The organism is Roseovarius sp. SK2 (genome assembly GCF_028807495.1).
Lineage (GTDB): Bacteria > Pseudomonadota > Alphaproteobacteria > Rhodobacterales > Rhodobacteraceae > Roseovarius > Roseovarius confluentis.
On the sequence record NZ_JARAMK010000013.1, the window covers coordinates 49,359 to 73,353 of the forward strand.

Consider the following 23,995-nt stretch of genomic DNA (forward strand, 5'->3'; position numbering starts at 1 on the left):
AATCGGACTTGTGGACTTGCCCGAGTCTTGTGGAGAGCGTTTAGCGCACTTCGAGGGCCCTGCGCTCGAGGGCGATGGGGCTCAGGAAGCCGAGCGATTAGTGCCGCCTGACGGGGTTATGGAACCCGTCGATGTATCTGGCGATGGCGTTTTCGCTGTCCGTGGTCCATTTGAACCGCCGCTTCTGACGGGCCACGAGGCCAGCCTCCGGCATCAGCCGAGCCGTGCGGTGACGCTCGATCCGATGGCCGTCGCCGACGAGATCCCGATGCATCCGTGGGTCACCATAGGTGCCATTCGGCAGGGCGAAGGCCGTGCGGTTATGTGCAAGGTGAACCATAGCCTGCCGCAGTCGCTGGCAGCCGGGCTGGTCTTCAGCAGGCTCCTGTGCGTCGCGATCTTGCCTCACCCAGCGTGTCAGCGTTGAGAGGTCGGCCGAGATCGTCGGCGATTTCACATCGCGTGCGCCCGCTCGTCAACGCCCGTCGCACAGCTTCACGCCAAAATTCCGGCGTCGGTCGTTTCCCGTTGGACATAGTACGCCTTCTGGTTCCTCAGTTGATGCTCTCCACTTTTCGAGGGCAAGTCCAGATGAGTGCTGTCAGGGCTCGCATCTCGACGACCGCTACGAGCCATTTCACGACATTCGACAGCATGCCGCCTGGCCGGTAGGACCGGAAGGCAACGAGATCAGGTCTTTTATGCCGAAACCATCAACATCATTGGCCGTCCCACCTCGTCGGCCAACTCTGGCATCACGGCGATTTGGCCCGGTCATGTTCTCCGATAGATCGAGCCCCAGAACCGAGATCACACCGTTCTTGCGGAACCAGCGGGACGCCCAACCAAAGCTGCAGCCCAGATCGGCCACGCGCTTGCCTGCTACGTCCGGCAGCATGGCAAGGATGGCGTTCCATTCCGGCGCCCCGTCCAGCGCTTGCACCTGCCGGGGAAGCTGGCTGTAGCCGGTGAAGAATTCGGGATTGTCGAAGATGTTCTGTGCCATGTTCATCTCCAAAATAAGGGGATACGAGGCACGTTTTCTACACCAGTGTCCCTCTTCCAAAAGGGCAAGGCCGAGGTTGGCAATCCGCTTGGTCAGGTCGCGTGATCGTCATGCTGGCATCCCGCCAAGGGGATACGGCTGACCGGACGACTATGTGGAAATCCTTCTCAACCATGCGGGCGGTTTTGACCGCAAAGCAAGAAAAGTCAATTTGACCGCCACTTGAACGGCAAGAATCTCCTGCCAAGTCGACCTTGAGGGTAGATGGCTCCCGAAGATTTCTTCGGGAGCCATGGCGTGGTTTGGTGTCATGCTCTCAGGGGGCCAGGTCACGAGCAGCACCACGATATGCAACGGGCCGGACCCTGGATCCGCCCTCTGAATTCAGACCTCGGGCAACTGGTCGATGAACTTGTCCAGCGTGACCGGATAGTCGCGGACGCGGATGCCCGTGGCGTTGTAGACGGCATTGGCTACGGCTGCAGCCACGCCACAGATCCCCAGTTCGCCGACGCCCTTCGCCTTCAGCGGCGTCGAGATCGCGTCGAGCGTGTCGAGGAAGATGACCTCCTGTTCGGGAATGTCGGCGTGGACCGCGACCTCGTACCCGGCGAGGTCGTGATTGGCGAAGAACCCCCGCCCGATGTCCAGCGCCATCTCTTCGGACAACGCCGCGCCAACACCCATGGTCATACCGCCGATGACCTGGCTGCGGGCGGTAATGGGGTTCAGGATACGCCCGGCATCCGCGACCGCCAGCATCCGGCGCAGCCGGATCTCGCCGGTGCCGACATGCACGCCCACCTCGACGAAATGCGCACCGAATGTGGCAAGGACGTAGTCCTGCTTGAACTCGCCCCATTCCATCGTGTCCGTTGCCTCAAGCTCGCATTCGAGATCGGCCAACGCCATGTCGGTGTCGCCGCCAGTAACGCGGCCCTCGCGGAACTCGGGGGCGTCGACCCCCAGCTGCTCGGCGATCTGCTGGCGCAGTCCAATGCAGGCTGCATAGACACCAGCGGTCGAACTCGCCGCCCCGAACTGACCGCCGGAGCCGGAAGACACCGGATAGGCGCTGTTGGCCAGCCGGACCTCCACCGCGTCGAGCGGCAGGCCTAGGCACTCTGCCGCGGTCTGCGCCAGGATGGTGTAGGAGCCGGTACCGATGTCGGTCATGTCGGTCTCGATCACCAGCTGTCCGCCGGACAGCCGCACCGTCGCGCCCGAGGCCAGCGTGGGGGCGCCGCGATAGGCGCCGGCCATACCGTGCCCGATCAGCCACTGACCTTCGCGACGGCCGCCCGGCGTCTCATTGCGCTCCGACCAGCCGAAGGCCTCCGCCCCCCGCTCCAGGCACTCGACGAAATGACGATCCGAGAAATCCTGTTCCGGGTTCGACGGGTTCACCTGCGTGTCGTTGATGATGCGCAGCTGCACCGGGTCCATGCCCAGCGTCTCGGCCATCTCGTCCATGGCGATTTCCAGCGCCATCAACCCGGAGGCTTCGCCGGGGGCACGCATGTCCGAGGCTTCGGGCAGCGGCATCTCGACGATATGATGCTGCACGCGCAGGGCCGGTGAAGCGTAGAAGAAAGGCGTCTGCGCTGTGGCATTCTCGCCCCGCCCCCCCGGCAGCGAATGCGAGGCCGCCTCGTGCCAGATCCCCTGAAGCCGCCCGTCGGCATCGGCGGCCAGCCGGATACGCTGGACGGTCGCGGACCGGTGCGTGGAATTGTTCATCATCATTGGCCGGGGTATCGCCAGTCGTACCGGTGCTCCGACCGCGCGTGACCCGAGCGCCGCCAACACCTCGTCCGCCCTGAGCCAGAGCTTGCCGCCAAAGCCGCCGCCCACATAGGGGCTTTCCACCCGGATGCTGTCCGGCTCGATTCCGAAATTGGTCGCCAGCGCCTGTCGGTTCCACTCGATCATCTGGTTCGAGGTCCAGACAGTCATGTTTTCGCCGTCGGACCAATCGACGATCGAGGCGAATGGCTCCATCATCTGATGGCTCTCGGACGGGGTATGATACATCTGGTCGACCACTGCGGCAGCGTCGCGGAAAGCGCCGTCCACGTCGCCCACCATCGTGCCCGGCTCGCCCGTGCCTTCCAGCCGCTCGAAGGCCGCGTCCAGATCGTAATCAGCCGGATCGCCCTCCTCGTAATCGACCTCGATTAGCGCGGCCGCGGCGCGCGCCTGTTCAAAGGTTTCTGCCACGACCACGGCGATCGCCTGGTGATAATGCTCGATGACGTCGCCGCCGAAAAGACGCGCGACGTTGTAATCCCAGATACCCAGCGGCTCGATCTCGAGCGTCGTCACGACACCCCGGACACCGGGGGCGTTCCGCGCGGCGTCCGCGTCCATAGCGGTGATGCGCCCGTGCGAGATGCCGGCGACGACCGGATACCCAAAGAGCTGGCCCGGCACCACGTCATGCCGTTCGTGGGCATAGGGGGCGGTGCCGGTCACCTTGAGCGGGCCGTCGATGCGGTGCGCGGGCCGGCCGACGATGCGGGCATTGTCGAACAGGTTCTGTCCTGCGGGTTCGGTGAACTGCATGGGGTTACTCCTCTGCCAGCATGGCGGCAAGCGTCCGCTCTGCCAGGGTGATCTTGAACGCGTTCTCTTCGGTCGGGCGCGCGCCTTCCAGCAAGTTGGCCATCACCGCGCGGGCGCCGTTCGGCAGCTCGGCATCGGCCGCGTCCGACCGCCAGGGTTTCGGCGCGACCCCGCCCAGCGCGACGCAGCCCGTGCCGTCCGGCTGACGGATCAGCGCGACGGACACCAGCGCAAAGGCATAAGAGGCCCTGTCACGCGCCTTGTGATAGGCCTGCGTTCCGCCGACCGGCGCCGGAAGGGTAACATGGGTGATCAGCTCACCCGGCATCAGCGCCGTCTCGACCTCGGGCCTGTCGCCCGGTAGCAGGTGAAGATCCTCCAGCGCAATACGGCGCGTCATGCCCGTGGGGGTCACCGTTTCGACCGTGGCATCAAGCACGCGCATCGCAACCGCCATGTCCGAAGGATGGGTTGCGATGCAAGAGTCCGACGTGCCGATGATCCCCAGCTGGCGCGAAAACGCGCCCTCGGTCAGCGCACCGCACCCCGATCCGGGCTCGCGCTTGTTGCAGGGCATCGCCGTGTCATAGAAATACGGACAGCGCGTGCGTTGCAGCAGGTTGCCACCGGTTGTCGCCTTATTGCGCAACTGGCCCGACGCGCCGGCGGCCAGTGCCCGCGTCAGGACCGGATAGTCACGCCGGACCCTCATGTCGGCCAGCAGATCGGTGTTCGACACCAGCGTGCCGATGCGCAACCCGCCCTCCTCAGTCTCGGTGATCTCGTCCAGTCCAAGACCGTTCACGTCGATCAGGTGGGCCGGCGTCTCGATCTCCAGCTTCATCAGGTCCAGAAGGTTGGTCCCGCCCGCGATGAATTTCGCGCCGTCTGCTTCGGCTGCGCGGGCGGCAGCGGCGACATCGGCCGGCTTTTCGTAGGAAAACGCTCTCATGTCTGCTCCTCCGCGACTTGAGTGATGGCGGCGAGGATGTTGGAATAAGCCCCACAGCGGCAGATATTGCCGGACATCCGCTCGCGGATCTCGGCGTCGGTCATGGCGATCTCGGCCGTCAGGTCGGCGGTGACATGGCTGGGGATGCCTGCGCGGATCTCCTCGATCACCTTGCGGGCAGACGAAATCTGGCCCGGTGTGCAGTATCCACACTGAAATCCGTCGTGTTCGACAAAAGCGGCCTGCATCGGCTCCATCTGATCGGGCGTGCCGAGACCCTCGATCGTTTCCACCTCGTCACCGTCATGCATGACTGCAAGGCTCAGGCACGAGTTGATCCGCGATCCGTTGACGGTGCACGTGCACGCGCCGCATTGGCCGTGATCACAGCCCTTCTTGGTGCCGGTCAGGTGCAGATGTTCACGAAGGGCATCAAGCAGCGTGACGCGGTTGTCGACGGTCATGTCCTGCGGCGTGCCGTTGACCGTGACGGTGATGTCCGTCGTCTCGGGGACGGCCGGCGCGGTTCCGTTGTCCGTCTGTGCGCCGACGCTCCGGCCAACGCCGGCTCCTAGTGCGACGGCAGCCGTGCCAACCAGCAGCGTTCTGCGCCGAAGTTCGAATTCGATGGGGGGCGGGCTCATATGAGTTTCCTTCCTGACCTGTCTCGCAATCATGTAATGGTTCACGTAGCGCCTCCGCCGCCGCTGCACAGTCTGCGGTAGCCGATAGCACCGATGAACCGGGCTCATGAGTTGACCGGCACGGGGCAGCGCATGCACGTCTCGCTGCCACGCAGGTGCAATCCTCCGTGATGGTGACGCCCCTCCGGTCGGGTTTGTCTTCGGCGTCGCAGCGGCACGTCGGCTTCGGCTTGCGAGTCCGCGGGTCGCAGGCTTTCGCACAGTGTCCACCGCGCGCCAGCGGGCCGTGGTCTCGCCTCCTGGTTCCGTGGCACGCCGGCGTCGGCTTCAACCTTGGCGGAATATGACGCCGGATCAGCCGTTGTAATCGGCGTCCGAAACCTTCTCCAGCCACGTGACCGGCGTACCGTCGATACTTTCTTGGATCGCGATGTGGCTCATCGCCGTATCTGCATCAGCACCGTGCCAGTGCTTTTCGCCGGCGGGAAACCAGACCACGTCGCCTTGGCTGATTTCTTCGACCGGCCCGCCGTCGCGCTGGACGCGCCCGCGGCCGAACGTGACGATCAGCGTCTGGCCCGCGGGGTGAGTGTGCCAGGCGGTGCGGGCGCCCGGCTCGAAGGTGACATGCGCACCGCTGGTGCGGCCGGGCTCCTCGGCTTGGAACAGCGGGTCGATACGAACGGTGCCGGTGAAATAGTCTTCCGGTCCCGGATTGGACGGCGAGCTGCCAGAACGGGTGATCTTCATGTCTTTTCCTTTCAATGCGCAGCGCGCAGTTTTTCGAAACGGTAGGTCAGGGCCGGACCTCCGGGCTGGCCATAGGCCAGTTCGGCGGTGACCATGGCAAAGGGCTCGACGAAGCGAGCGGTGCGCAAACCACCGGCCTCCAGCGGCTCGAAGCCGGCTTCGCGGATAAGGCCGCGCGCCACTTCCTTTGCGCCCTCGTCGTCGCCATAGGTAAGAACCTGCGGCCGCGGCTTTTGGTTCCTGCGGTCGAAGACCGGTCCGAAGGCTTCCGACGGCACGGTGTTGAAGCACGACACCCAGCGGGCGCGCGGCCGCAACGCCGCCAGTTCCTCGGCCCCCGAGGTGGTGGTTCCGACGACGAGGTCGGTATTGCTGTCATCCATTGGCACGCAGCAATTCAGCACGACCGCACCGCCCAGGTCTCCTGCCTGGTCCAGTACATCGTCGATGCGCGACCAGTGGACGGCAAGCAGAACGGCATCGGTCCCGGACACGGCCTCTGCCACGCTGCCATGCGCGGCGCCTACGGCTCGCGCCAGCCGCTCAAGCTTTTGCGCGCTGCGGGAATACGAGAACGTGACCGCATGCCCGCTGGCAGCCCAGAGCCGCCCAAGCTGCGATCCCATCAGGCCGCTTCCGATTATGCCGATCTTCATTCCGGTCTCCTGTTGATGAACCGGCGGGGGTTGTCCCCGCCGGCAAAGGCTCATTCAGAGCGGTTTGCGAACACGTCCTTGGCCACCGGCATCGCCGAGAAGACGCGCGGCCAGCCGGTGTAGAAGGCCAGGTGCGACAGCATCGCGCCAGCTTCCTCCTGCGTCAGGCCGTTGTCCATGGCGCGGTTCAGGTGAAAGGTCATTTGCTCGGGCTGACCGGCGGCGATCAGCGCGGCAACTGTAACGAGGCTGCGATCCCGCGGTTCCAGCGCCGGGCGCAGCCACAGGTCGAGGAAAAGCAGCTGTTCGGTGTTGTCCACCACGCCTTGGCTGACCTCGCCATACGTACCCTGAACGTGCTCCTGACGGGCGGCTTCGGCCTCTTCGTTCAGCGGCAGAAGCTCGGGATCGACGTCCGGCAGGTCCTCGGCGCTCACGCCGCGCTCCTCGTAGACCGGGGCGGCGGCCTCGGCGGCAGCGGTGGCGTTGCCCCAGCCGGAATAGAAGGCAAGATGCGTGATCGTCTCGGAAATCTCTGCGGGCGTCACGCCGGCATCAAGTGCGAGGGCGACATAATCGCCCAGGTCTTCCGTCTCGTGCCGGGTCATCAGGGCGGCAAAGGTGATCAGGGAACGGTCGCGCACGGACAGGTCTTCGGACTGCCACACGGAGCCGAAGAGCGAGTCCTGCGAGTAGGCCTCCAGCGCGGGGGCAACGCTGCCGACGGCGTCTGGAAGTGTTTCAGCCGGTGTCTGCGCCGAGGCGGACGCGGCGAGAAGAGACAGGGCAGAAGCGGCGAAATGCGTCTTCATGGGGAAAACCTTTCGGATCATGTTGTAACTGCCCCATGATCTGGTCGCTTCGGCTCAAAGGTTAATGCCGCCCGTTCCCAAGCCACTCATGAGCTTGGCTCATGAGCCCTCACGCGCGCTCGCGTAGCGCATCCAGAACAACCTGGAACGCCGAGGACGGGCGCTGCCGGCTGGGATAATACAGATGGAAACCGGGGAAATACGGCGAATACTCGTCAAGGCAGATGCGCAAATCGCCCGCATCCAGCTTCTCCTGCGCCAGGCGTTCCGGCACCAATGCAAGACCATGACCGTCCGTGGCCGCACGCAAGACAGGGTTGATCATGTTGAATACGGCCTGGCCCTGCACCTTCACCCGGATCTCGTTTCCGTCAGCATCCTCGAACTCCCACGCGTAGAGCGCGCCATGCGTCGACAGGCGCAGGTTGATACAGTGGTGGCTTGTCAGGTCCTGCGGCGTCTCGGGCACACCCGCCGTCTCGAAATAGTCAGGGGCGCCGACGCAGATCATCCGCTCGTCCGGCCCGATCCGCATCGCGATCATGCCTTCGCTCACCTGCTCGCCGTACCGCACACCGGCATCACATTGCGACTCCGCAAGATCCGAATAGCCGTAATCGACCACGAACTCGACCTTTACCGCCGGATGCGCCTTGAGCACCGGGGACAGCTTCGGCCACAGAAGGGACTCTATCGCGTATTCCACCGCGACGATCCGCACCGTACCGGTCGGCTGGTCCTGCGCATCGTTCAGCGCCTGAAGCCTAGACTCGATCTTCTCGAAGCAGGGATTCAGCGTGGCCAGCAGATCCTCGCCCTCGATCGTCGGTGCAACCGAACGTGTCGTGCGCGTCAGCAGGCGCAGGCCAAGCCGCTTTTCCAGCCCCTTGATCGTGTGGCTGAGCGCGGATTGCGACACGTTCAGCCGCGCCGCGGCCCTGGTAAAGCTGCGTTCCTCCGCAACGGCGGCCAGCGCGATGAGGTCGTTGATGTTTTCTCGTAGCATGGCGGAAGCTCTGATCTCTCTGTCGGTGATCATGGCGGGTTCGCCTCCGGATATATGTGCTTGGCTCATAAAGTCCATGCATTATGCGCTTGCGAGTTACGGAAGGATCCGGATGAGCCGGTCGCGCGAGGCGCCGTCGCCGCGCGGGGAGCGGTTGGTGGTGATGGCAAGAATACCCTCTTGCGTGACAACGATGTCGCGTATCCGTTCGCCGGCGTGGAAGGCTTCGCGCACCTCTCCGTCCTCGGTCACGGCAAGCACACCCTGCGCCCGAAGTCCTGCCAACAACAGAGTCTCACCGTCCCAGGCCAGGCCCGACGGCGCCCAGGTTGTGCCCCCGGACTGCGCCAGCGGCGCATGCATCCCGTCCCGCGTCTCGTCACCTTTTATCAGCGGCCAGCCATAGTTGCCGCCTGCCTCGACGCGGTTCACCTCGTCCTGGCCGGACTGCCCGTGCTCGGCGACGAACAGCACGCCGTCGTCGTTCCAGGCAAGGCCCTGCGGATTGCGGTGCCCCAGCGAATAGACTGGCGAGCCCGGAAACGGATTGTCGCCGGGCACGTCGCCCTCAGGCGTGACCCTCAGGACCTTGCCCGCCAGGCTCTGCAGGTCCTGCGGCCGCTCCCGGTTCTCGGTCCACCCGGTGGTGACATAAAGCATGCCATCCGGGCCAAAGGCGACGCGGCCACCGTTGTAGAGCGGGTGACCGGGGATGTCTTCGACAAGAACCCGCGTCTCGCGCCAGGCATTGCCGTCGCGCACAACCTCGATAACCCGGTTCCTGCGGTTCTCGGGCGTTCCATGGTGCTGATACAGGATCACACGCCCGCTTTCAGTGAAATCCGGCCTCAGCGCGAGACCAAGCAGCCCACCGCCACGGTCGTCGAGGATCGGCACACTGGTGACCACCGGCAGGCGCAGCAACTCGCCGTTTTCCAGCACCGACAGGGTGCCGGCCTTTTCCGTGATATAGAGACTCCCTTTACTGGCCTCGATGTCCCAGGGGTAGTTCAGGTCGGGCAGAACCGTTTCAATCGTCTGGCCATGCGCGGGCAGCGCCAGCATCGCTGCGGTCAAAAAGTGCAGAACGCGTTTCATGTCGACGAAAGCTCCAAAGCGTGAGAGTAGGCGGCCCGCACAACGCGGACCGCCGAAAGGTCACTGCGCATATTCCTCATCGGTGACATGCTCGCCCCAGGTCACGGCCGAGCCGTCCTCGTTTCCCTGGATGGCATAGTGCGTCACCGAGGTGGTGTCGGTCGCACCGTGCCAGTGCTCAGTTTCCGGCGGACACCAGACGACATCACCGGCCTGGATGACCTCCTTTTCCTGCCCGCGTTCCTGCACCCAGCCAGTGCCGTCGGTGACCACCAGCATCTGCCCCACCGGATGCGTGTGCCAGGCCGAGCGGGCCCCGGGCAGGAATGTCACCTCGCCCGCGCTGACGCCGTTCATCTCGGGCGGAAAAACGGGCGCGACATAGGCGGTGCCGGTAAAGGTTTCTTCGCTCCCGATCTGCCCGCCGCGATCTTCGGTCTGGGTGATGGTCTGGGATTGCGCAAAAGCGGCCGGGGCGGCCAGCCCAAGCGCGAGGGTCGTTCCGATAAGGTGTTTCATGACGGGATGTCTCCTTTCGTCGAATTGCCGCCTTGCGGCGGGGCACGTCCCGCGCCGCTGACAGTCAAGCTAGAGTGCGTATCAGCCGGGATAATGCGGCGCAGGCGGCATCCACCCATGAGACGCATTCATGAACGGGTAGGCTTGCGAGTGGATCGTGAACCGCCGGGCTCGCTGTCGCATCCTTGTCGACAGGGCCGGCACCCGGGCCGGCATGGACCTGAAGGGCGGAATGCCGTCATACTGATGGCCGTGGCTCATGAGTGGAAGCGACATCTTCCCCCTATTCTCCGCCGTCGTAGCGGTTAGAGTGCTGGCGAGGCGAGGAAGGAAACCCAGTATGGCCGGCAGACCCGATATTCCACTGGCACTGACCGCTGCGGCCCTTTTCTTTGCACCGGCCAAGGCCGGAAATGCTGATGATTTCAATAGCAGGAGTGCCATGACCCGGATCAACGTTATTGTCGGAGACGAGGTGATGCCCGCGACGCTGGACGACACCCCTGCCGCGCGGGACTTCGAATCGATGCTCCCGATCGACCTGACGCTCAGCGATTACCACGGCATCGAGAAGGTCGCCAACCTTGACCGAAAGCTCGACGACACGGGCGCGCCGCGCGCCTATGAACCCGAGCCGGGTGACATCACGCAGTATCGACCATGGGGCAACCTCGCGATCTTCTACAAGCCATTCCAGTCCTCGGCAGGCCTGCTGCGGCTGGGCGAGATTGACGGTTCGCTCGAGCCGTTGATGCGGGAGGGGGATTTTTCCGTGCGCATCGAACTCGCCGACTGATAACTGTCCTCGCACCAATCCTGACCGGGCTGCGTATGTTACGCGTGCGGGGCTGCTGGCGTTCCGTGGTAAAGGAGAACCCCAACACCATGGCCGATATGTTAGCATTCCGGATTTCCCACCGCGGTAACGTGGGCATGAATGTTAAAGAGGCAAACAGATGCTATCGTCGGGAATAGGTGGCCAGCTTTTGTTGTATCCTTCCAGCCCATCAAGACATCATGGACGGCACTTTGCGCTCCACTCTAGGCGCGCAGGAAAGGCGATTGAAAGAGACTGAAGGACGACGTGAATGCCATGAACTGCCTACCTAGTCTAATCAATCGGATCTTTGGATCATAAACTTGAAGTGACCGAAAACTAAGAGCCAATTGATCCTTATCAACAAATCCCAAAAATATGGGCGCCGCCTTCGGGCAGCGTCGGACTGGAGTCCGGTGGGTGGTGTTCCTATGTGAAAGGAAATCAGAATGCCGATTTGTTCGGAGGGTCCTTTGTTACCTAAAGACAAACGGGCGGATCGTGACGCAAGCAAACGCAAGTACGCCAAAACAGAAGAGCCGTTATTGTGTCGAGCCAAGACCAGAAATCATCGTGATTTCCTGAAGAATTTCGTCGACACCGACACCCGACTTGAGCGATGTGAAAATGAACGGGCGGCCTTGGCGCATCCGCGTGGCGTCCTGTCGCATCACGTCGAGCGAAGCGCCTACATGGGGTGCGAGGTCGGTCTTGTTGATCACCAGTATGTCGGAGCGTGTTATCGCCGGACCGCCCTTGCGCGGGATCTCCTCTCCCGCCGCCGTGTCGATCACATAGACCGTCAGGTCGGCCAGTTCCGGGCTGAACGTGGCGGACAGGTTGTCACCGCCCGACTCGATCAGGACAACCTCGAGATCCGGGTGGCGTTCACGCATCTCGGCGACAGCGGCGAGGTTGATGGACGCGTCTTCACGGATCGCCGTGTGCGGACAGCCCCCTGTTTCAACTCCGATGATCCGGTCCGAGGGCAGGATCTGCATCCGCACAAGGGCGTCCGCATCTTCCTGAGTATAGATGTCATTGGTGATCACGCCGATCGAAAACCTGTCTTTCATCGCCTCTGAAAGACGGGCGGTCAGCGTGGTTTTGCCCGCGCCGACCGGACCGCCGATTCCGATGCGCAAGGGGCCGTTCATCCTGGTCATGACTGAAATAGCCTCGGTTCGAGAGTTTCGTGCCGCATCGACGCTATATCGGACAGAAACGCGTTGCTGAAAATGTCGTCAGGGACCGCGCCGCGCGTCTCGGCCTCCACCCGGATCACGTCAGCCTGAAGCGCGGCCAGCACGCGTTGCCCGTCTGTCTGGCCAAGCGGCATCAGGCGCAGCGCGGCGGAAACAAGGTTGGAGACGAAGGATTGCAGATAGAGCAGCACGCAGGCGTCAATGTCGAGCTGCATGAGATGCGCCGCCCGACCTGTTGCAACCGGCAAGGTCAGCTGCGGAAGATCAAGCCCCCAGACGGCGTTGGTCGTGCGCACGAAGGCTGCTCCCTGCCGCACGGTCTCGGACAGGCGTTCGGCGGAGGGCGCGAAGGCGCGGTTCCGCGCATCGATCTCGATCACATCGCCTGGTCCGGCGGCAAGCCGCAACCAGATCGCATCATTGCGGCCCCCGCCCTGGTTCAGGCAACTGCGCAGCCATGCCTGCAAGGTGCCGGCATCATTGATCTGTCCATCACGGATGGCTTGCTCAATCCCGTGCGACCATGCAAAAGCGCCGATGGGAAAGGCCGGGGACAGCCATTGCGCCAGTGTCAGCAGCTCGGCATCAGTGGGCATGCGCCGTCGCCCCGTGCTCATGGCTGTGCGTGCGGCCGTGGCCATAGGCGCCGCCCTCGGGCTTGAAGGGCTCGGTAACCGCCGTCATGGTCGCCCCCAGATGCGCCAGCATATGCGCGATCACCGGATCGTCGCGGATCAAAAGCCGATCAGCCTCCACCTGGCAAGGCGTGTGCCGATTGCCGATATGCCAGGCCAGCCGCGCCAGATCGGACCCCGACACGGCCAACAGCGCCTCCGGGGCCGCGATGATCCGCACGAGACGGCCGTCGGTGGTTTCCAGCGCGTCCCCGTCGTTCAAGGATACCGTCTGTTCGAAATCGGCCACGAGCGACCATCCTTGATCGACGGTAAGTTTGCGGCGCCGGAAAAACCGGTCTTCGTAGGACAGCGCACAAAGTGCCGCGTCACCGGTCCAGGTTCCGGCCTTGTGCAGGTGTTGGGCGATCGGGAGTTGGGTCATGGCGGTCAATACAGGAAATAGCGCTGCGCCATGGGCAATTCGCTGGCCGGCTCACAGGTCAGCAGCTCGCCGTCGGCGCGCACTTCGTAGGTTTCGGGGTTGACGTCGATTTCGGGGCAGGCATCGTTAAGCTTCAGATCGGCTTTTCCGATGCCGCGGGTCTTTTGAACAGGCAGTGTCCGCTTGGCCAGACCGAGGCTATCGCCAATGCCTGCATCCGCGGCTGCTGCCGAAACGAAGGTCACGGCCGACGCTTCGACGGCGCGCCCGAATGCCCCGAACATGGGTCGCGTGTAGACCGGCTGTGGCGTCGGGATCGAGGCGTTCGGGTCGCCCATCTGCGCACAGGCAATCGAGCCGCCGATCAGGACCATCTCGGGCTTCACCCCGAAAAACGCCGGGTTCCACAGCACAAGGTCGGCCCGCTTGCCTTCCTCGATCGAGCCTATGTGGCCCGAAATACCATGCGCGATGGCGGGGTTGATCGTGTATTTGGCGACGTAGCGGCGGACACGAAGGTTGTCGTTTTCGCCAGACTCCTCATCCAGCCGCCCGCGTTGTTTCTTCATCTTGTCCGCGGTCTGCCACGTACGGATGATCACCTCTCCGACGCGGCCCATGGCCTGGCTGTCGGAGGCGATGATCGAAAAGGCCCCCATGTCGTGCAGAATATCCTCTGCAGCTATGGTTTCGCGCCGGATGCGGCTTTCGGCGAACGCGATATCCTCGGGGATCGATTTGTCGAGGTGATGGCAGACCATCAGCATATCCAAGTGTTCTTCCAGCGTGTTCACGGTGAAAGGTCGCGTTGGGTTGGTAGACGACGGCAACACGTTTTCCTGCCCGCAGATCTTGATGATGTCCGGCGCATGGCCGCCGCCCGCACCTTCGGTGTGGAAGGCATGAATGGTTCGCCCCTTGAGCGCGGCCACCGTGTTCTCGACAAAGCCCGATTCATTGAGCGTGTCGGTGTGGATCATCACCTGAACATCCATCGCGTCGGCGACCGACAGGCAACAGTCGATCGCGGCTGGCGTGGTGCCCCAATCCTCGTGCAGTTTCAGCGCGCAGGCCCCGGCATTGACCTGCTCTTCCAGCGCGCCGGGCAACGAGGCGTTGCCTTTTCCCGCGAATGCGAGGTTCATCGGGAAAGCGTCCGCCGCCTGCAACATGCGCCCGATATGCCAGGGGCCGGGTGTGCAGGTCGTCGCAAGCGTCCCTTGCGCGGGCCCCGTACCGCCACCCAGCATGGTGGTCAGGCCGGAATGCAGCGCATCCTCGATCTGTTGCGGGCAGATGAAATGGATGTGGCTGTCGAACCCGCCTGCTGTCAGGATGCGGCCTTCGCCTGCAATGACCTCGGTGCCGGGACCGATGATGATGTCGACGCCGGGCTGCGTATCGGGATTGCCGGCCTTACCGAGCTTGTGGATATGCCCCGCTTTCAGGCCAACATCAGCCTTGTAGATGCCGGTATGATCGACGATCAGCGCATTGGTGATAACCGTATCGACCGCGCCCTCGGCCCGGGTCGCCTGGGATTGGCCCATTCCGTCGCGAATGACCTTGCCGCCGCCGAACTTGACCTCTTCGCCGTAGAGCGTGGCGTTATCTCCGGTACCGCCCGTCGTGGCGGCGCCTGCGTTCAAGGCGGTCAGGTCACGTTCGACCTCGATGATCAAGTCCGTGTCGGCCAGACGCACCTTGTCGCCCGTCGTGGGGCCGAACATCGCGGCATAGTCGCCCCGTGAGATCGTGGCGGGCATTACAGCTCTCCCATGATGTGCTGGTTGAAGCCGTACACGCGGCGCGCGCCCGACATCGGGATCAGCTGCACCTCGCGCCGCTGTCCGGGTTCGAACCGCACGGCGGTGCCGGCCGCGATGTCAAGACGGTGACCGCGTGCGGCGTCACGGTCGAACTCCAAGGCTGGGTTCGTTTCGGCAAAATGATAATGGCTGCCCACCTGAACGGGCCGGTCGCCGGTATTCGCCACCTCCAGCGTGATCGCCTGGCGGTCAGCGTTCAGCTCCAGCGTGCCTTCGGCGGGAAAGATTTCTCCGGGGATCATCGATTTATCCAATCATGACCAATGCGGACCCGCCCATGGCGACGGCCAGCCCGGCGCCACGCGCCATCAGCGCGCCGCCCGAACGGCCCAGCGTCCAACCTGCCGCGGCCCCCAATGCATGAAGCGCCGCCGTCGCGGCGACAAACCCGGCAAGATAGGCTGACGCCCCCGCGCTGCCAATCTCGGCCCCGTGCGCGTGACCGTGGAACACGCCCATCGCCGCCACGATCGCCACCGCGCCAGGCAAGGGCAACCGCGCCGCCATGGCGACCAACAGGCCAAGACAGAGGACAGAGGCAAGTATCATCGGCTCGACCATGGGAAGCGGCAGTCCACCCAGTGACAGCACGAACCCACCCGTCATCGCGGCCACGAAGTCCACCGGCAACGCCCAAAATGCGCGTCCGCCAAGGCTGGCGGCCCACAGCCCCACCCCAACCATCGCAAGGATATGGTCGACCCCAAAGACCGGATGCGAGGCACCCGCCGCGAAAGAGCCGTGCGCACCCGGATCGAGATGGGCAAGCGCCGGGCCGGCAGCCAGCAAAGCGGGAACGAGGGAAATGGCGAGGCGTTGCATGAGGGTGGTCTCCTGTGGGCTTAGCGAATGGGATTGTGAACGGTGACAAGCTTGGTGCCGTCGGGAAAAGTGGCTTCGACCTGAACCTCATGGATCATTTCAGGCACGCCCTGCATGCATTGCCCGCGCGAAACCACTTCGGCCCCGGCGGTCATCATGTCCGCGACAGTGCGGCCGTCCCGTGCGCCTTCGACAACCGCGTCCGTGATCAAGGCAATCGCTTCGGGATAGTTCAGCTTCACCCCCCGCGCCAGCCGCTTTCGCGCCACTTCGGCGGCCATCGCGACCATCAGCTTGTCCTTTTCTCTTGGCGTCAGTTGCATTTCTCTCAAAGCCTCCAGGATCTGGGAAGTGTGGCACCCGACAGCGCCTCCAGCACCGGGCACAGCACCGTGCGCAGCAGGAAACCATCTTGTGCAAGCACGCGGACCACGAGGGTATCGGGACGAAGAAGGCTGGCACCGCCAGTTGACGACAGAAACCCGCGGACCTTTTTTAGCAAGGCTTCTGCCCGCGGGCCGACATAAAGCGCGCTTGCCATCGCGTGCATCCCGCCAGCGGTCGCGGCCTGGACCAAAAGCGCCGGGATATCCCCTGTCAGGGCAAGACGGTCTTCATAGACCGGCTGCCCGCCGCGACGAACGCTGATGCGGTCGAGAAAAGTCGCATCGTTGACCACTTCGCCCATCGCCGTACGCCCCAAGACGATCGGCTCGGCCATCACGAACTCCGCGGCTTTTTCGGACAGATCGACCTCCAGCCGTCGGTCCAGTGCCGCGCCATCAAAAACCAGCAATTCCTGCGGAAGCCAGTACATCGCCGCCCCGGCCTCGACAGCAAGTCTTGTCCTGACATGCGCACGGCCACCAGAACTGCGATACACCCGTTCTGCGGCTTGCGTCGTCAACACCAGCCTGCTGTCACGACCGGCGCGTGCGTCGATGTCAAAACGATCCCCGCCTGTCAGCCCACCGGAGGTGTTAACCACGATAGCTTCGACAGCATCCTTTCGGCGCGGAAAAACAGCGCGTGCGCATCCCGCACTGTGCAATCCGTCGATCCAGCTATGGCCATCCCGCATCTTCGACGACACCTGCAACCCACCGACCGCCCGGGGAAGGCACGGTGCATCGGCAGAAGCCTTGAAGTCTTGAACGAGATGCATGGGCGTTTCCGAGCGAGAGGACACCGGAAACGAGCACGCCCCATGCGCCCTGTTCCAGTCCAAGCCCTTCTGGAGGCCCCGTCGCCATGCCGCCACGCTCAAGAATTCGGCAGCTTTGACCCGTAATGCTCGAAAATTGGGCGCGCGCGGGACGAAATGGCCACACCCATCGCGGCCCTTGGAGCAACGGTGAAACTCATGTTGCTTGCCGGATTTTTAGACTGGACGATCAGGAAATGAGCGGAATGAAGACAGGCGCATTTGTTCTCGGCATCATGCTAGGTGGGCCAGCCGCCGCCACGACGCTGCCGCAGGTCTTTGCGAGCTGCACCGGACGTTTCTCCGCCGAGCTTGAACATGCCTGGTTGATGCGGAGCGTAGACGCGGAGGTTCTGGAACTGCGCCGGGCGCATTTCGAAGACATGCTCGCCTCAGTGACGAAAAACGAGATGCGCAGCAGCCTTCTGGATCAGCGGATAAAGGCGAAAAGCGCGCATGCGCACATTCTGAGCATGGCACAATTCGAACGAGATCCAGACATAGCCCGTTGGGCCAGACACCGCGCGAAGGTCGAGATCGACTATTGTGAAAGCTTGCTCCTGGAAAGCTGATCGTCGCGAAAAAGAGAGCGCCCAAAAAACAGGCGAAAACTGCCGATTGCGCTGAAAATTTAGACTTCGGCAGTAGACTCCGGCCCATCGCCACGCTGCAACCTCGCCGCTTTGCAGAAGCATGTGGAAGCACTGTGTGCGGCGGACGAATCCCGTCCGGTCGAACGTGCGATGGTGCAGGCCTTGCAATCCAGATCACCACCGCACTCCGCAACATGTTGCGTGGGGGATATATGGGACATTTGGATATTGCCCACAAGCACCCTGCGCGTTACGCAAAGGGGACTGAATCAATGTCAAAAAAGCTGTTAAGCTCCGTCGCTGTCGTGATGGCAACCGCGCTGCCCGCAATGGCGCAGGACTGCCCGATCAAGGTCGGCGTACTGCACTCGCTGTCGGGCACCATGGCAATCTCGGAGACCACGCTCAAAGACACCATGGAAATGCTGATCGAACAGCAGAACGAGAAAGGCGGCGTTCTGGGCTGCGAACTGGAAGCAGTGGTCGTCGACCCCGCCTCGGACTGGCCCTTGTTCGCCGAGAAAGCGCGCGAGCTGCTGACCGTGCACGAGGTCGACGTGATCTTCGGCAATTGGACCAGCGTCAGCCGCAAATCCGTGCTACCAGTCATCGAGGAACTGAACGGGCTGCTGTTCTATCCCGTGCAGTACGAGGGCGAGGAAAGCTCCAAGAACGTATTCTACACCGGCGCGGCACCGAACCAACAGGCGATCCCCGCCACGGATTACTTCCTAGAAGAACTTGGCGTCGAAAGCTTCGCGCTGCTAGGCACCGACTATGTCTATCCGCGCACCACGAACAATATCCTGGAATCCTACCTGAAATCGAAGGGCATCTCCGACGAGGACATCTTCGTCAACTACACGCCCTTCGGCCATTCAGACTGGTCCAAGATCGTGTCGGACGTCGTGGCGCTGGGTGCAGGCGGCAAACAGGTCGGCGTGATCTCGACCATCAACGGCGACGCTAACGTGGGATTCTACAAGGAACTCGCAGCACAGGGTGTTTCGGCCGATGACATCCCCGTCGTCGCCTTCTCGGTGGGCGAAGAAGAGCTGTCGGGCCTCGACACTTCGAACCTCGTCGGGCATCTCGCGGCGTGGAACTACTTCCAGTCCGCCGACACCGATGCCAACGCCGAATGGATCGAGGCATGGAAGGCCCGCATGGGCGAGGAACGCGTGACCAACGACCCGATGGAGGCGCATTACATCGGCTTCAACATGTGGGTGAACGCCGCCGAAGCGGTCGGCACTACCGACGTCGATGCGGTCCGCGCCGCCATGTACGGTCAGGAATTCCCGAATCTGACCGGCGGCACCGCGGTCATGCTGCCGAACCACCACCTGGCCAAGCCGGTTCTCATCGGCGAGATCCAGGAAGACGGTCAATTCGACATCATCAGCCAGACCGAGGAAGTGCCGGGCGACGCCTGGACAGACTACCTTCCGGAGTCGGCAGTGCTGAAGTCCGACTGGCAGGAACTCGAGTGCGGTATGTACAACACCGAGACCGAGACCTGCGTGCAGATCAAGTCGAATTACTGACCCTCTAAGACTTGAAGGGCGGACCCTGCGCCGCCCTTCACCCCCTTCTTTTCCCTTTGGGAGGCCCGTGCATGGCACGTCTTTTGCTGATCCTCACGCTTGTTTTCGCATACTCGCCCGCCTCGGCACAGCAAGCGGATGCGCCGATCCAGCAACTGATGCAGGAGCATGCGAACCAGCTGGCGAAGCCATCGCGCACCAAGGTCGCCCCCACCATCGACGCCATCGCCGGAAGTGGCCTGCCCGAGGCGCAGACCGTCCTGCGCAAGTGGCAGGACAAGGAGCTGTGGCGGAATGCTGAGACCGGCCTTTTCATCTGGGCCGAGGAAATCGACCGCGACACTATCCGAGGTTTCGACTTTGCCGGGGACACGGCCCTGGGCGAGTTGCCCGACGACGACTTTGAGCAGTCCAAACCCAATTCCGGCGTGCGCAAGATGATCGGCGCCGCGCTGGTGAGATTCCAGCTGACCGCCGAAGACCTCCCAACCCGCCGCACCGCCATCGACAACATCGAGCGGGACGCAGAAGCCTCGCACCTGGCCCCCCTGCGCGAGGCGATCGAGGCCGAGACAAGCCCGACCCTCAAGGCCCGCGCCGAACGCCTCGAACGTCTGCTGACCATCCGTTTCGGCGAAACCGAAGAAGAACGCATCGCCGCCATCGAAGGCTTCCAGGGCGACCTGGGCGTCGATTTGCGAGGTGCGCTGAACCCGCTGGTGACGACCCGGCTAGAAGCCGCGGAAACCGCGCCCGAAAGCCCCGAAATCGCCCGCGTCCTGAAACCCGGCTCCGAGGCCCTGCCCCGCGAGGACGCCTACGACCTGCTGGTCTCGGAAGGGTTCGCCAAGCCCCGCATCAGCCGCATCGACAAGGCCGCGGCGCTCGTGGCCAATATCGACGACGCGGCAGTCGCCGGAATCGAGGTCGCCACCTTGGACACCGAAGACGCCCGCGACATGGCCTATGCCAAGCTGGCCGAGCAAGGTACAGTCGACCCCGTCGCTACCGAGGCTGAGGTCGACGAGACGCTTGGCGAATACGCGTTCTACGAGGTCTTTACCGGCGCCCCGCCCGCCGTCGCGCTGGCCGCGATGGATGCCCTCAACGGCATCGAAACCCGCGTTGCCGTCAACCAGGCCGCCGACCTTGCGCTCGACGCCATTTCGCTCGGGTCGATCTACTTCCTCGCCGCCATCGGGCTTGCCATCACCTTTGGCGTGATGGGCGTGATCAACATGGCCCATGGCGAGTTCATCATGATGGGCGCCTATACCGGCTTTGTCGTGCAGCAGATCATCCCTGACCAGACGCTTTCGGTGATCCTCGCCATCCCGCTGGCCTTTGCCGTGACCTTCGCGGCGGGCGTGGCGATGGAACGGCTGGTCATCCGCTGGCTCTATCACCGCCCGCTGGAAACGCTGCTGGCCACCTTCGGTATCTCCATCGCGCTGCAACAGATCGCCAAGAACATCTTTGGCACGCAGGCCCGCCCGCTGACGGCGCCGGGCTGGCTCGACGGGTCACTGGTGTTCAACGATATCGTTTCGATCAGCTATATCCGCATCGCGATATTCGTGCTGGCGCTCTTGTTCCTTGCGCTGTTCCTGGTCGTGATGAACCGCACCCGGCTGGGGCTGGAGGTGCGCGCGGTCACCCAGAACCCGCGCATGGCGGCCTCGATGGGCATCAACCCCGACCGGATCAATATGCTGACCTTCGGGTTCGGGTCGGGCATCGCGGGCATCGCCGGTGTGGCCATCGGGCTATATGCCAAGGTCACGTCCGAGATGGGTGCCGACTACATCGTGCAAAGCTTCATGACCGTGGTCGTGGGCGGCGTCGGCAATATCTGGGGCACGTTGCTGGGCGCCACGCTCGTGGGCTCACTGCAGAAAGGGATCGAATGGCTGAACCCCTCGAATACGCTGGCAGCGCAGACCTACATGATCTTGTTCATCATTCTTTTCATTCAATTCCGGCCGCGCGGCATCATCGCGCTCAAGGGCCGGGCGGCGGAGGCGTGACATGACCGACAGCACCCTCGCCCGCCCCGCACCCCGCCAGCCTCTGGTCCTGCGCTTTCCGGCGATCCTGATCTTCATGGCCTGCCTCGCGCTCTTCACGGTGGGCGTCACCATCCTGTCCGAAGGCTTCGGCATCGGCATCATTTCCACCAGCTTCGTCAAGACGCTGGGCAAGACGCTATGCCTCTGCCTCGTGGCGCTGGCGATGGACCTCGTCTGGGGCTATTGCGGGATCCTGTCTCTGGGGCACATGGCCTTTTTCGGACTGGGCGGCTACGCCATCGGCATGTGGCTGATGTACGAGCGCACCCGCCTGATCGTGGTCGAAAGCATGTCCGCCGAGGTTCTGCCGCCCACGCCCGAACAGATATCCGACGGCATCGCCAGCCAGATCTTCGGCGTCGTCGGCGCGTCCGAATTCCCGCCGATCTGGGCGGTCGCCCACTCGCTGCCGCTGCAACTGGCCGCCGTGGTGCTGATACCGGGCCTCTTGGCGCTGGTCTTCGGCTGGTTCGCCTTCCGCAGCCGCGTGACGGGCGTGTACTTGTCGATCCTGACCCAGGCGATGACTCTCGCGCTCGCCCTCTACCTCTTTCAGAACGACAGCGGGTTGCGTGGCAACAATGGCCTCTCGGGCCTGCAAAACCTGCCCGGCCTCGGCAATGTCCCGCAATCCGTCGTCTCCGTGTGGTTCCTCTGGGCCTCGGCGCTCGCGCTCGGGCTGGGCTACTGGCTGGCCACCTGGGTCGTCTCGGGAAAGTTCGGCTCGGTCCTGCGCGGCATCCGCGATGACGAGGCGCGCGTGCGCTTCCTCGGCTATCCGGTCGAGGCGTACAAGCTTTTCGTCTTCACTCTGTCGGCGGTCATCGCGGGCATCGCCGGCGCGCTTTATTATCCGCAGGCCGGCATCATCAATCCGGCGGAACTGGCGCCCATTGCCTCGATCTACCTTGCCGTCTGGGTCGCCATCGGCGGGCGTGGGCGGCTATACGGCGCGGTCATCGGGGCGGCCTTCGTGTCGCTACTGTCGACGTGGTTTACCGGCGGACAGGCCCCCGACATCGTGCTGGGCAGCTGGCGCATCCAGTGGGTCGATTGGTGGACGGTCCTGCTCGGCGTCTCCTTCGTTGCGGTCACGCTGTTTGCCCCGAAAGGCATCGGCGGGCTCTTTGACCTGTTGGCGGATCGCCTGACTCCCGATCGCCACGGCGCCGACCTCGGCCCAGACCAGGGCGCCTTGCGCGACCAGGAGGCCGACAAATGAGCCAGCTTCTGGAGGTCTCCGGCGTCTCGGTCAGCTTCGACGGCTTCAAGGCTTTGAACAACCTGTCCTTCTCGATTGGCAACAAGGAACTGCGCGCCGTCATCGGCCCCAACGGCGCGGGCAAAACCACCTTCATGGACGTGGTCACCGGCAAGACCAAGCCCGACGAGGGCCGTGTCCTCTGGGGCGAGCCGCCGGTTTCATTACTGGGGAAATCCGAAAGCAGCATCGCCATGGCGGGCGTGGGTCGCAAGTTCCAGCGCCCGACCGTGTTCGAGGATCAGACGGTTGAGGCCAACCTGATGATGGCGCTGCGCAAACCGCGCTCACCCTTCGCCGTTCTATTCTTCAAGCCGAGCGCCGAGGATCGCGACCGCGTCGCCGAGCTGGCCGAAACCATCGGTCTGGCGCAGGCGCTCGGGCGCAAATCTGGCGAGCTGTCGCACGGTCAGAAGCAGTGGCTGGAAATCGGCATGCTGCTGGCGCAGGACCCGCAGCTTCTGCTGGTGGACGAACCGGCGGCCGGCATGACCACCGTTGAGCGGGAAAAGACAACCGACCTTCTGCGCGAAGCCGCCAAAACCCGTGCCGTAGTCGTCGTCGAACATGACATGGAATTCGTCCGCCGCCTTGGTTGCAAGGTCACGGTCCTGCACGAGGGCGCGGTGCTGGCCGAAGGCTCCATCGACCATGTGACCAAGAACGAAAACGTGATCGAGGTGTATCTTGGCCGATGATATCCTGAGCGTCGAGGGCCTGACCCTTCACTACGGCGGCAGCCAGATCCTGAACGGCATCGATATGGGCGCGCGGCAAGGCGAGGTCACCTGCATCATGGGCACCAACGGCGTCGGCAAGACCTCTCTGCTGAAGGCGCTGTCGGGCACCCATCCCCGCTCCGGCGGAGCCTACACGCTGGCGGGGGAAAGCATCGGCAAACTGGGCGCGTATGACATGGCGCGGCGCGGTGTTGGCTACGTCCCCCAAGGGCGGGACATCTTCCCTTTCCTGACGGTCGAGGAAAATCTTGAGACAGGTTTTGCCTGCCTGCCGCGCAGCGAACGCCACCTGCGCGACGATATCTTCGACCTCTTTCCCATCCTCAAGGAATTCATGCCAAGGCGCGGCGGCGACCTCTCGGGCGGTCAGCAGCAACAGCTTGCTATTGCCCGCGCGCTGATCACGAAGCCCAAAGTCCTGCTGCTGGATGAACCGACCGAGGGCATCCAGCCCAACGTGATCCAGCAGATCGGCGAAGCCATCCGCCTCCTGCGCAGCCAGGGCGACATCGCGATCATTCTGGTCGAGCAGTATTTCAGCTTTGCCTTCGACCTGGGCGACCGGTTCTACGTGATCGAACGCGGTGCGGTGAAACTGAGCGCGGACAAGGATTCCGTGACGAGCGAAGAACTTGCGAAAAGCACGGCGATTTGACGAGGCTCGAAAATCGCGGTGGATTGTATGTGGCAAGTCAAAAGAAGACGCCGTTTGCTTTGAGGTGAAATGCCTTGGCTTTTGGTGTGGCTGAAATGAACTCTGATCCGGATCCACGGATTGCAGCATATCACCACGATAACACCGAATGACCTGCGCACGCGCGCTATGATCGGGTGTTTGAAA

26 protein-coding genes are annotated in these 23,995 nt (G+C 63.3%); 7 read left to right on the plus strand and 19 right to left on the minus strand.

Annotation, left to right across the window (positions count from 1 at the left end):
* Positions 1 to 97 precede the first annotated feature (97 nt).
* The 11 genes from PVV74_RS22930 to PVV74_RS20275 all read right to left on the minus strand — a co-directional run bounded on the left by PVV74_RS22930 (position 98) and on the right by PVV74_RS20275 (position 10,008).
* The gene (locus PVV74_RS22930; RefSeq protein ID WP_443217237.1) at positions 98 to 457 is read right to left on the minus strand and encodes an IS3 family transposase; all 360 of its coding nucleotides are present in this window, start codon (positions 455 to 457) and stop codon (positions 98 to 100) included.
* Between the two features lie 180 nt (positions 458 to 637).
* Positions 638 to 1,006: a class I SAM-dependent methyltransferase gene (locus tag PVV74_RS20230; protein ID WP_274594441.1), complete on the minus strand. Its 369-nt coding sequence runs from the start codon at positions 1,004 to 1,006 to the stop codon at positions 638 to 640.
* Positions 1,007 to 1,390: 384 nt separating this feature from the next.
* Complete coding sequence (locus PVV74_RS20235; RefSeq protein ID WP_274594442.1) at positions 1,391 to 3,571, minus strand: xanthine dehydrogenase family protein molybdopterin-binding subunit; 2,181 nt, start codon at positions 3,569 to 3,571, stop codon at positions 1,391 to 1,393.
* Positions 3,572 to 3,575: 4 nt separating this feature from the next.
* The gene (locus tag PVV74_RS20240; RefSeq protein ID WP_274594443.1) at positions 3,576 to 4,523 is read right to left on the minus strand and encodes an FAD binding domain-containing protein; all 948 of its coding nucleotides are present in this window, start codon (positions 4,521 to 4,523) and stop codon (positions 3,576 to 3,578) included.
* Positions 4,520 to 5,167 (minus strand): aldehyde dehydrogenase iron-sulfur subunit PaoA, encoded by a 648-nt coding sequence (gene paoA / locus PVV74_RS20245; RefSeq protein WP_274594444.1) that lies wholly within the window; start codon positions 5,165 to 5,167, stop codon positions 4,520 to 4,522. The genes PVV74_RS20240 and paoA overlap by 4 nt, the downstream gene beginning before the upstream one ends.
* A gap of 354 nt (positions 5,168 to 5,521) precedes the next feature.
* On the minus strand, positions 5,522 to 5,917 hold the full coding sequence (locus PVV74_RS20250) for a (R)-mandelonitrile lyase (RefSeq protein ID WP_103761989.1): 396 nt from the start codon (positions 5,915 to 5,917) through the stop codon (positions 5,522 to 5,524).
* Between the two features lie 11 nt (positions 5,918 to 5,928).
* A complete protein-coding gene (locus tag PVV74_RS20255) occupies positions 5,929 to 6,573 on the minus strand; it encodes an NADPH-dependent F420 reductase (RefSeq protein WP_338020437.1) in 645 nt (214 codons plus the stop codon).
* A gap of 50 nt (positions 6,574 to 6,623) precedes the next feature.
* Positions 6,624 to 7,385 (minus strand): carboxymuconolactone decarboxylase family protein, encoded by a 762-nt coding sequence (locus PVV74_RS20260; RefSeq protein ID WP_274594446.1) that lies wholly within the window; start codon positions 7,383 to 7,385, stop codon positions 6,624 to 6,626.
* A 109-nt stretch (positions 7,386 to 7,494) separates the two neighbouring features.
* Positions 7,495 to 8,391, minus strand: a complete 897-nt coding sequence (locus PVV74_RS20265; RefSeq protein WP_274594447.1) for a LysR family transcriptional regulator — start codon at positions 8,389 to 8,391, stop codon at positions 7,495 to 7,497.
* 96 nt (positions 8,392 to 8,487) lie between these two features.
* Entirely contained in the window at positions 8,488 to 9,489 is a 1,002-nt protein-coding gene (locus PVV74_RS20270) for a PQQ-dependent sugar dehydrogenase (protein WP_211286112.1), read from the minus strand.
* A gap of 60 nt (positions 9,490 to 9,549) precedes the next feature.
* The gene (locus PVV74_RS20275; protein WP_274594448.1) at positions 9,550 to 10,008 is read right to left on the minus strand and encodes a (R)-mandelonitrile lyase; all 459 of its coding nucleotides are present in this window, start codon (positions 10,006 to 10,008) and stop codon (positions 9,550 to 9,552) included.
* Between the two features lie 340 nt (positions 10,009 to 10,348).
* Here PVV74_RS20275 and PVV74_RS20280 point away from each other — a divergent pair, with 340 nt between their 5' ends.
* Positions 10,349 to 10,804 carry a cyclophilin-like fold protein gene (locus PVV74_RS20280; RefSeq protein WP_274594449.1) on the plus strand — a complete coding sequence of 152 codons (456 nt, stop codon included), beginning with the start codon at positions 10,349 to 10,351 and terminating at the stop codon, positions 10,802 to 10,804.
* Between the two features lie 563 nt (positions 10,805 to 11,367).
* Here PVV74_RS20280 and ureG read toward each other — a convergent pair.
* Genes ureG through PVV74_RS20320 form a run of 8 tightly spaced genes read right to left on the minus strand, consistent with a single transcriptional unit; the run spans position 11,368 to position 17,001 of the window.
* Entirely contained in the window at positions 11,368 to 11,991 is a 624-nt protein-coding gene (ureG, locus tag PVV74_RS20285) for an urease accessory protein UreG (RefSeq protein WP_103761985.1), read from the minus strand.
* Positions 11,988 to 12,626 (minus strand): urease accessory protein UreF, encoded by a 639-nt coding sequence (locus PVV74_RS20290; protein ID WP_274594450.1) that lies wholly within the window; start codon positions 12,624 to 12,626, stop codon positions 11,988 to 11,990. The genes ureG and PVV74_RS20290 overlap by 4 nt, the downstream gene beginning before the upstream one ends.
* A complete protein-coding gene (locus tag PVV74_RS20295) occupies positions 12,616 to 13,089 on the minus strand; it encodes an urease accessory protein UreE (protein ID WP_274594451.1) in 474 nt (157 codons plus the stop codon). Before PVV74_RS20295 ends, PVV74_RS20290 begins: the two co-directional genes overlap by 11 nt.
* Before the next feature lie 5 nt (positions 13,090 to 13,094).
* The gene (gene ureC, locus PVV74_RS20300; RefSeq protein WP_274594452.1) at positions 13,095 to 14,855 is read right to left on the minus strand and encodes an urease subunit alpha; all 1,761 of its coding nucleotides are present in this window, start codon (positions 14,853 to 14,855) and stop codon (positions 13,095 to 13,097) included.
* The gene (locus PVV74_RS20305; RefSeq protein WP_274594453.1) at positions 14,855 to 15,160 is read right to left on the minus strand and encodes an urease subunit beta; all 306 of its coding nucleotides are present in this window, start codon (positions 15,158 to 15,160) and stop codon (positions 14,855 to 14,857) included. The genes ureC and PVV74_RS20305 overlap by 1 nt, the downstream gene beginning before the upstream one ends.
* A gap of 4 nt (positions 15,161 to 15,164) precedes the next feature.
* On the minus strand, positions 15,165 to 15,740 hold the full coding sequence (locus tag PVV74_RS20310; RefSeq protein ID WP_274594454.1) for a HupE/UreJ family protein: 576 nt from the start codon (positions 15,738 to 15,740) through the stop codon (positions 15,165 to 15,167).
* Between the two features lie 20 nt (positions 15,741 to 15,760).
* Positions 15,761 to 16,063, minus strand: a complete 303-nt coding sequence (locus tag PVV74_RS20315; RefSeq protein ID WP_103761980.1) for an urease subunit gamma — start codon at positions 16,061 to 16,063, stop codon at positions 15,761 to 15,763.
* Positions 16,064 to 16,068: 5 nt separating this feature from the next.
* On the minus strand, positions 16,069 to 17,001 hold the full coding sequence (locus PVV74_RS20320; protein WP_245890438.1) for an urease accessory protein UreD: 933 nt from the start codon (positions 16,999 to 17,001) through the stop codon (positions 16,069 to 16,071).
* Between the two features lie 140 nt (positions 17,002 to 17,141).
* Here PVV74_RS20320 and PVV74_RS20325 point away from each other — a divergent pair, with 140 nt between their 5' ends.
* From PVV74_RS20325 to urtE, 6 genes are all read left to right on the plus strand, one after another.
* A complete protein-coding gene (locus PVV74_RS20325; protein WP_146049970.1) occupies positions 17,142 to 17,516 on the plus strand; it encodes a hypothetical protein in 375 nt (124 codons plus the stop codon).
* A 293-nt stretch (positions 17,517 to 17,809) separates the two neighbouring features.
* Complete coding sequence (urtA, locus tag PVV74_RS20330) at positions 17,810 to 19,084, plus strand: urea ABC transporter substrate-binding protein (RefSeq protein WP_274594455.1); 1,275 nt, start codon at positions 17,810 to 17,812, stop codon at positions 19,082 to 19,084.
* 71 nt (positions 19,085 to 19,155) lie between these two features.
* Complete coding sequence (urtB, locus tag PVV74_RS20335) at positions 19,156 to 21,111, plus strand: urea ABC transporter permease subunit UrtB (protein WP_274594456.1); 1,956 nt, start codon at positions 19,156 to 19,158, stop codon at positions 21,109 to 21,111.
* Between the two features lies 1 nt (position 21,112).
* A complete protein-coding gene (gene urtC / locus PVV74_RS20340; protein WP_274594457.1) occupies positions 21,113 to 22,375 on the plus strand; it encodes an urea ABC transporter permease subunit UrtC in 1,263 nt (420 codons plus the stop codon).
* On the plus strand, positions 22,372 to 23,112 hold the full coding sequence (gene urtD / locus PVV74_RS20345) for an urea ABC transporter ATP-binding protein UrtD (RefSeq protein WP_103761974.1): 741 nt from the start codon (positions 22,372 to 22,374) through the stop codon (positions 23,110 to 23,112). The genes urtC and urtD overlap by 4 nt, the downstream gene beginning before the upstream one ends.
* Before the next feature lies 1 nt (position 23,113).
* A complete protein-coding gene (gene urtE / locus PVV74_RS20350) occupies positions 23,114 to 23,809 on the plus strand; it encodes an urea ABC transporter ATP-binding subunit UrtE (RefSeq protein WP_274594489.1) in 696 nt (231 codons plus the stop codon).
* Positions 23,810 to 23,995 lie beyond the last annotated feature (186 nt).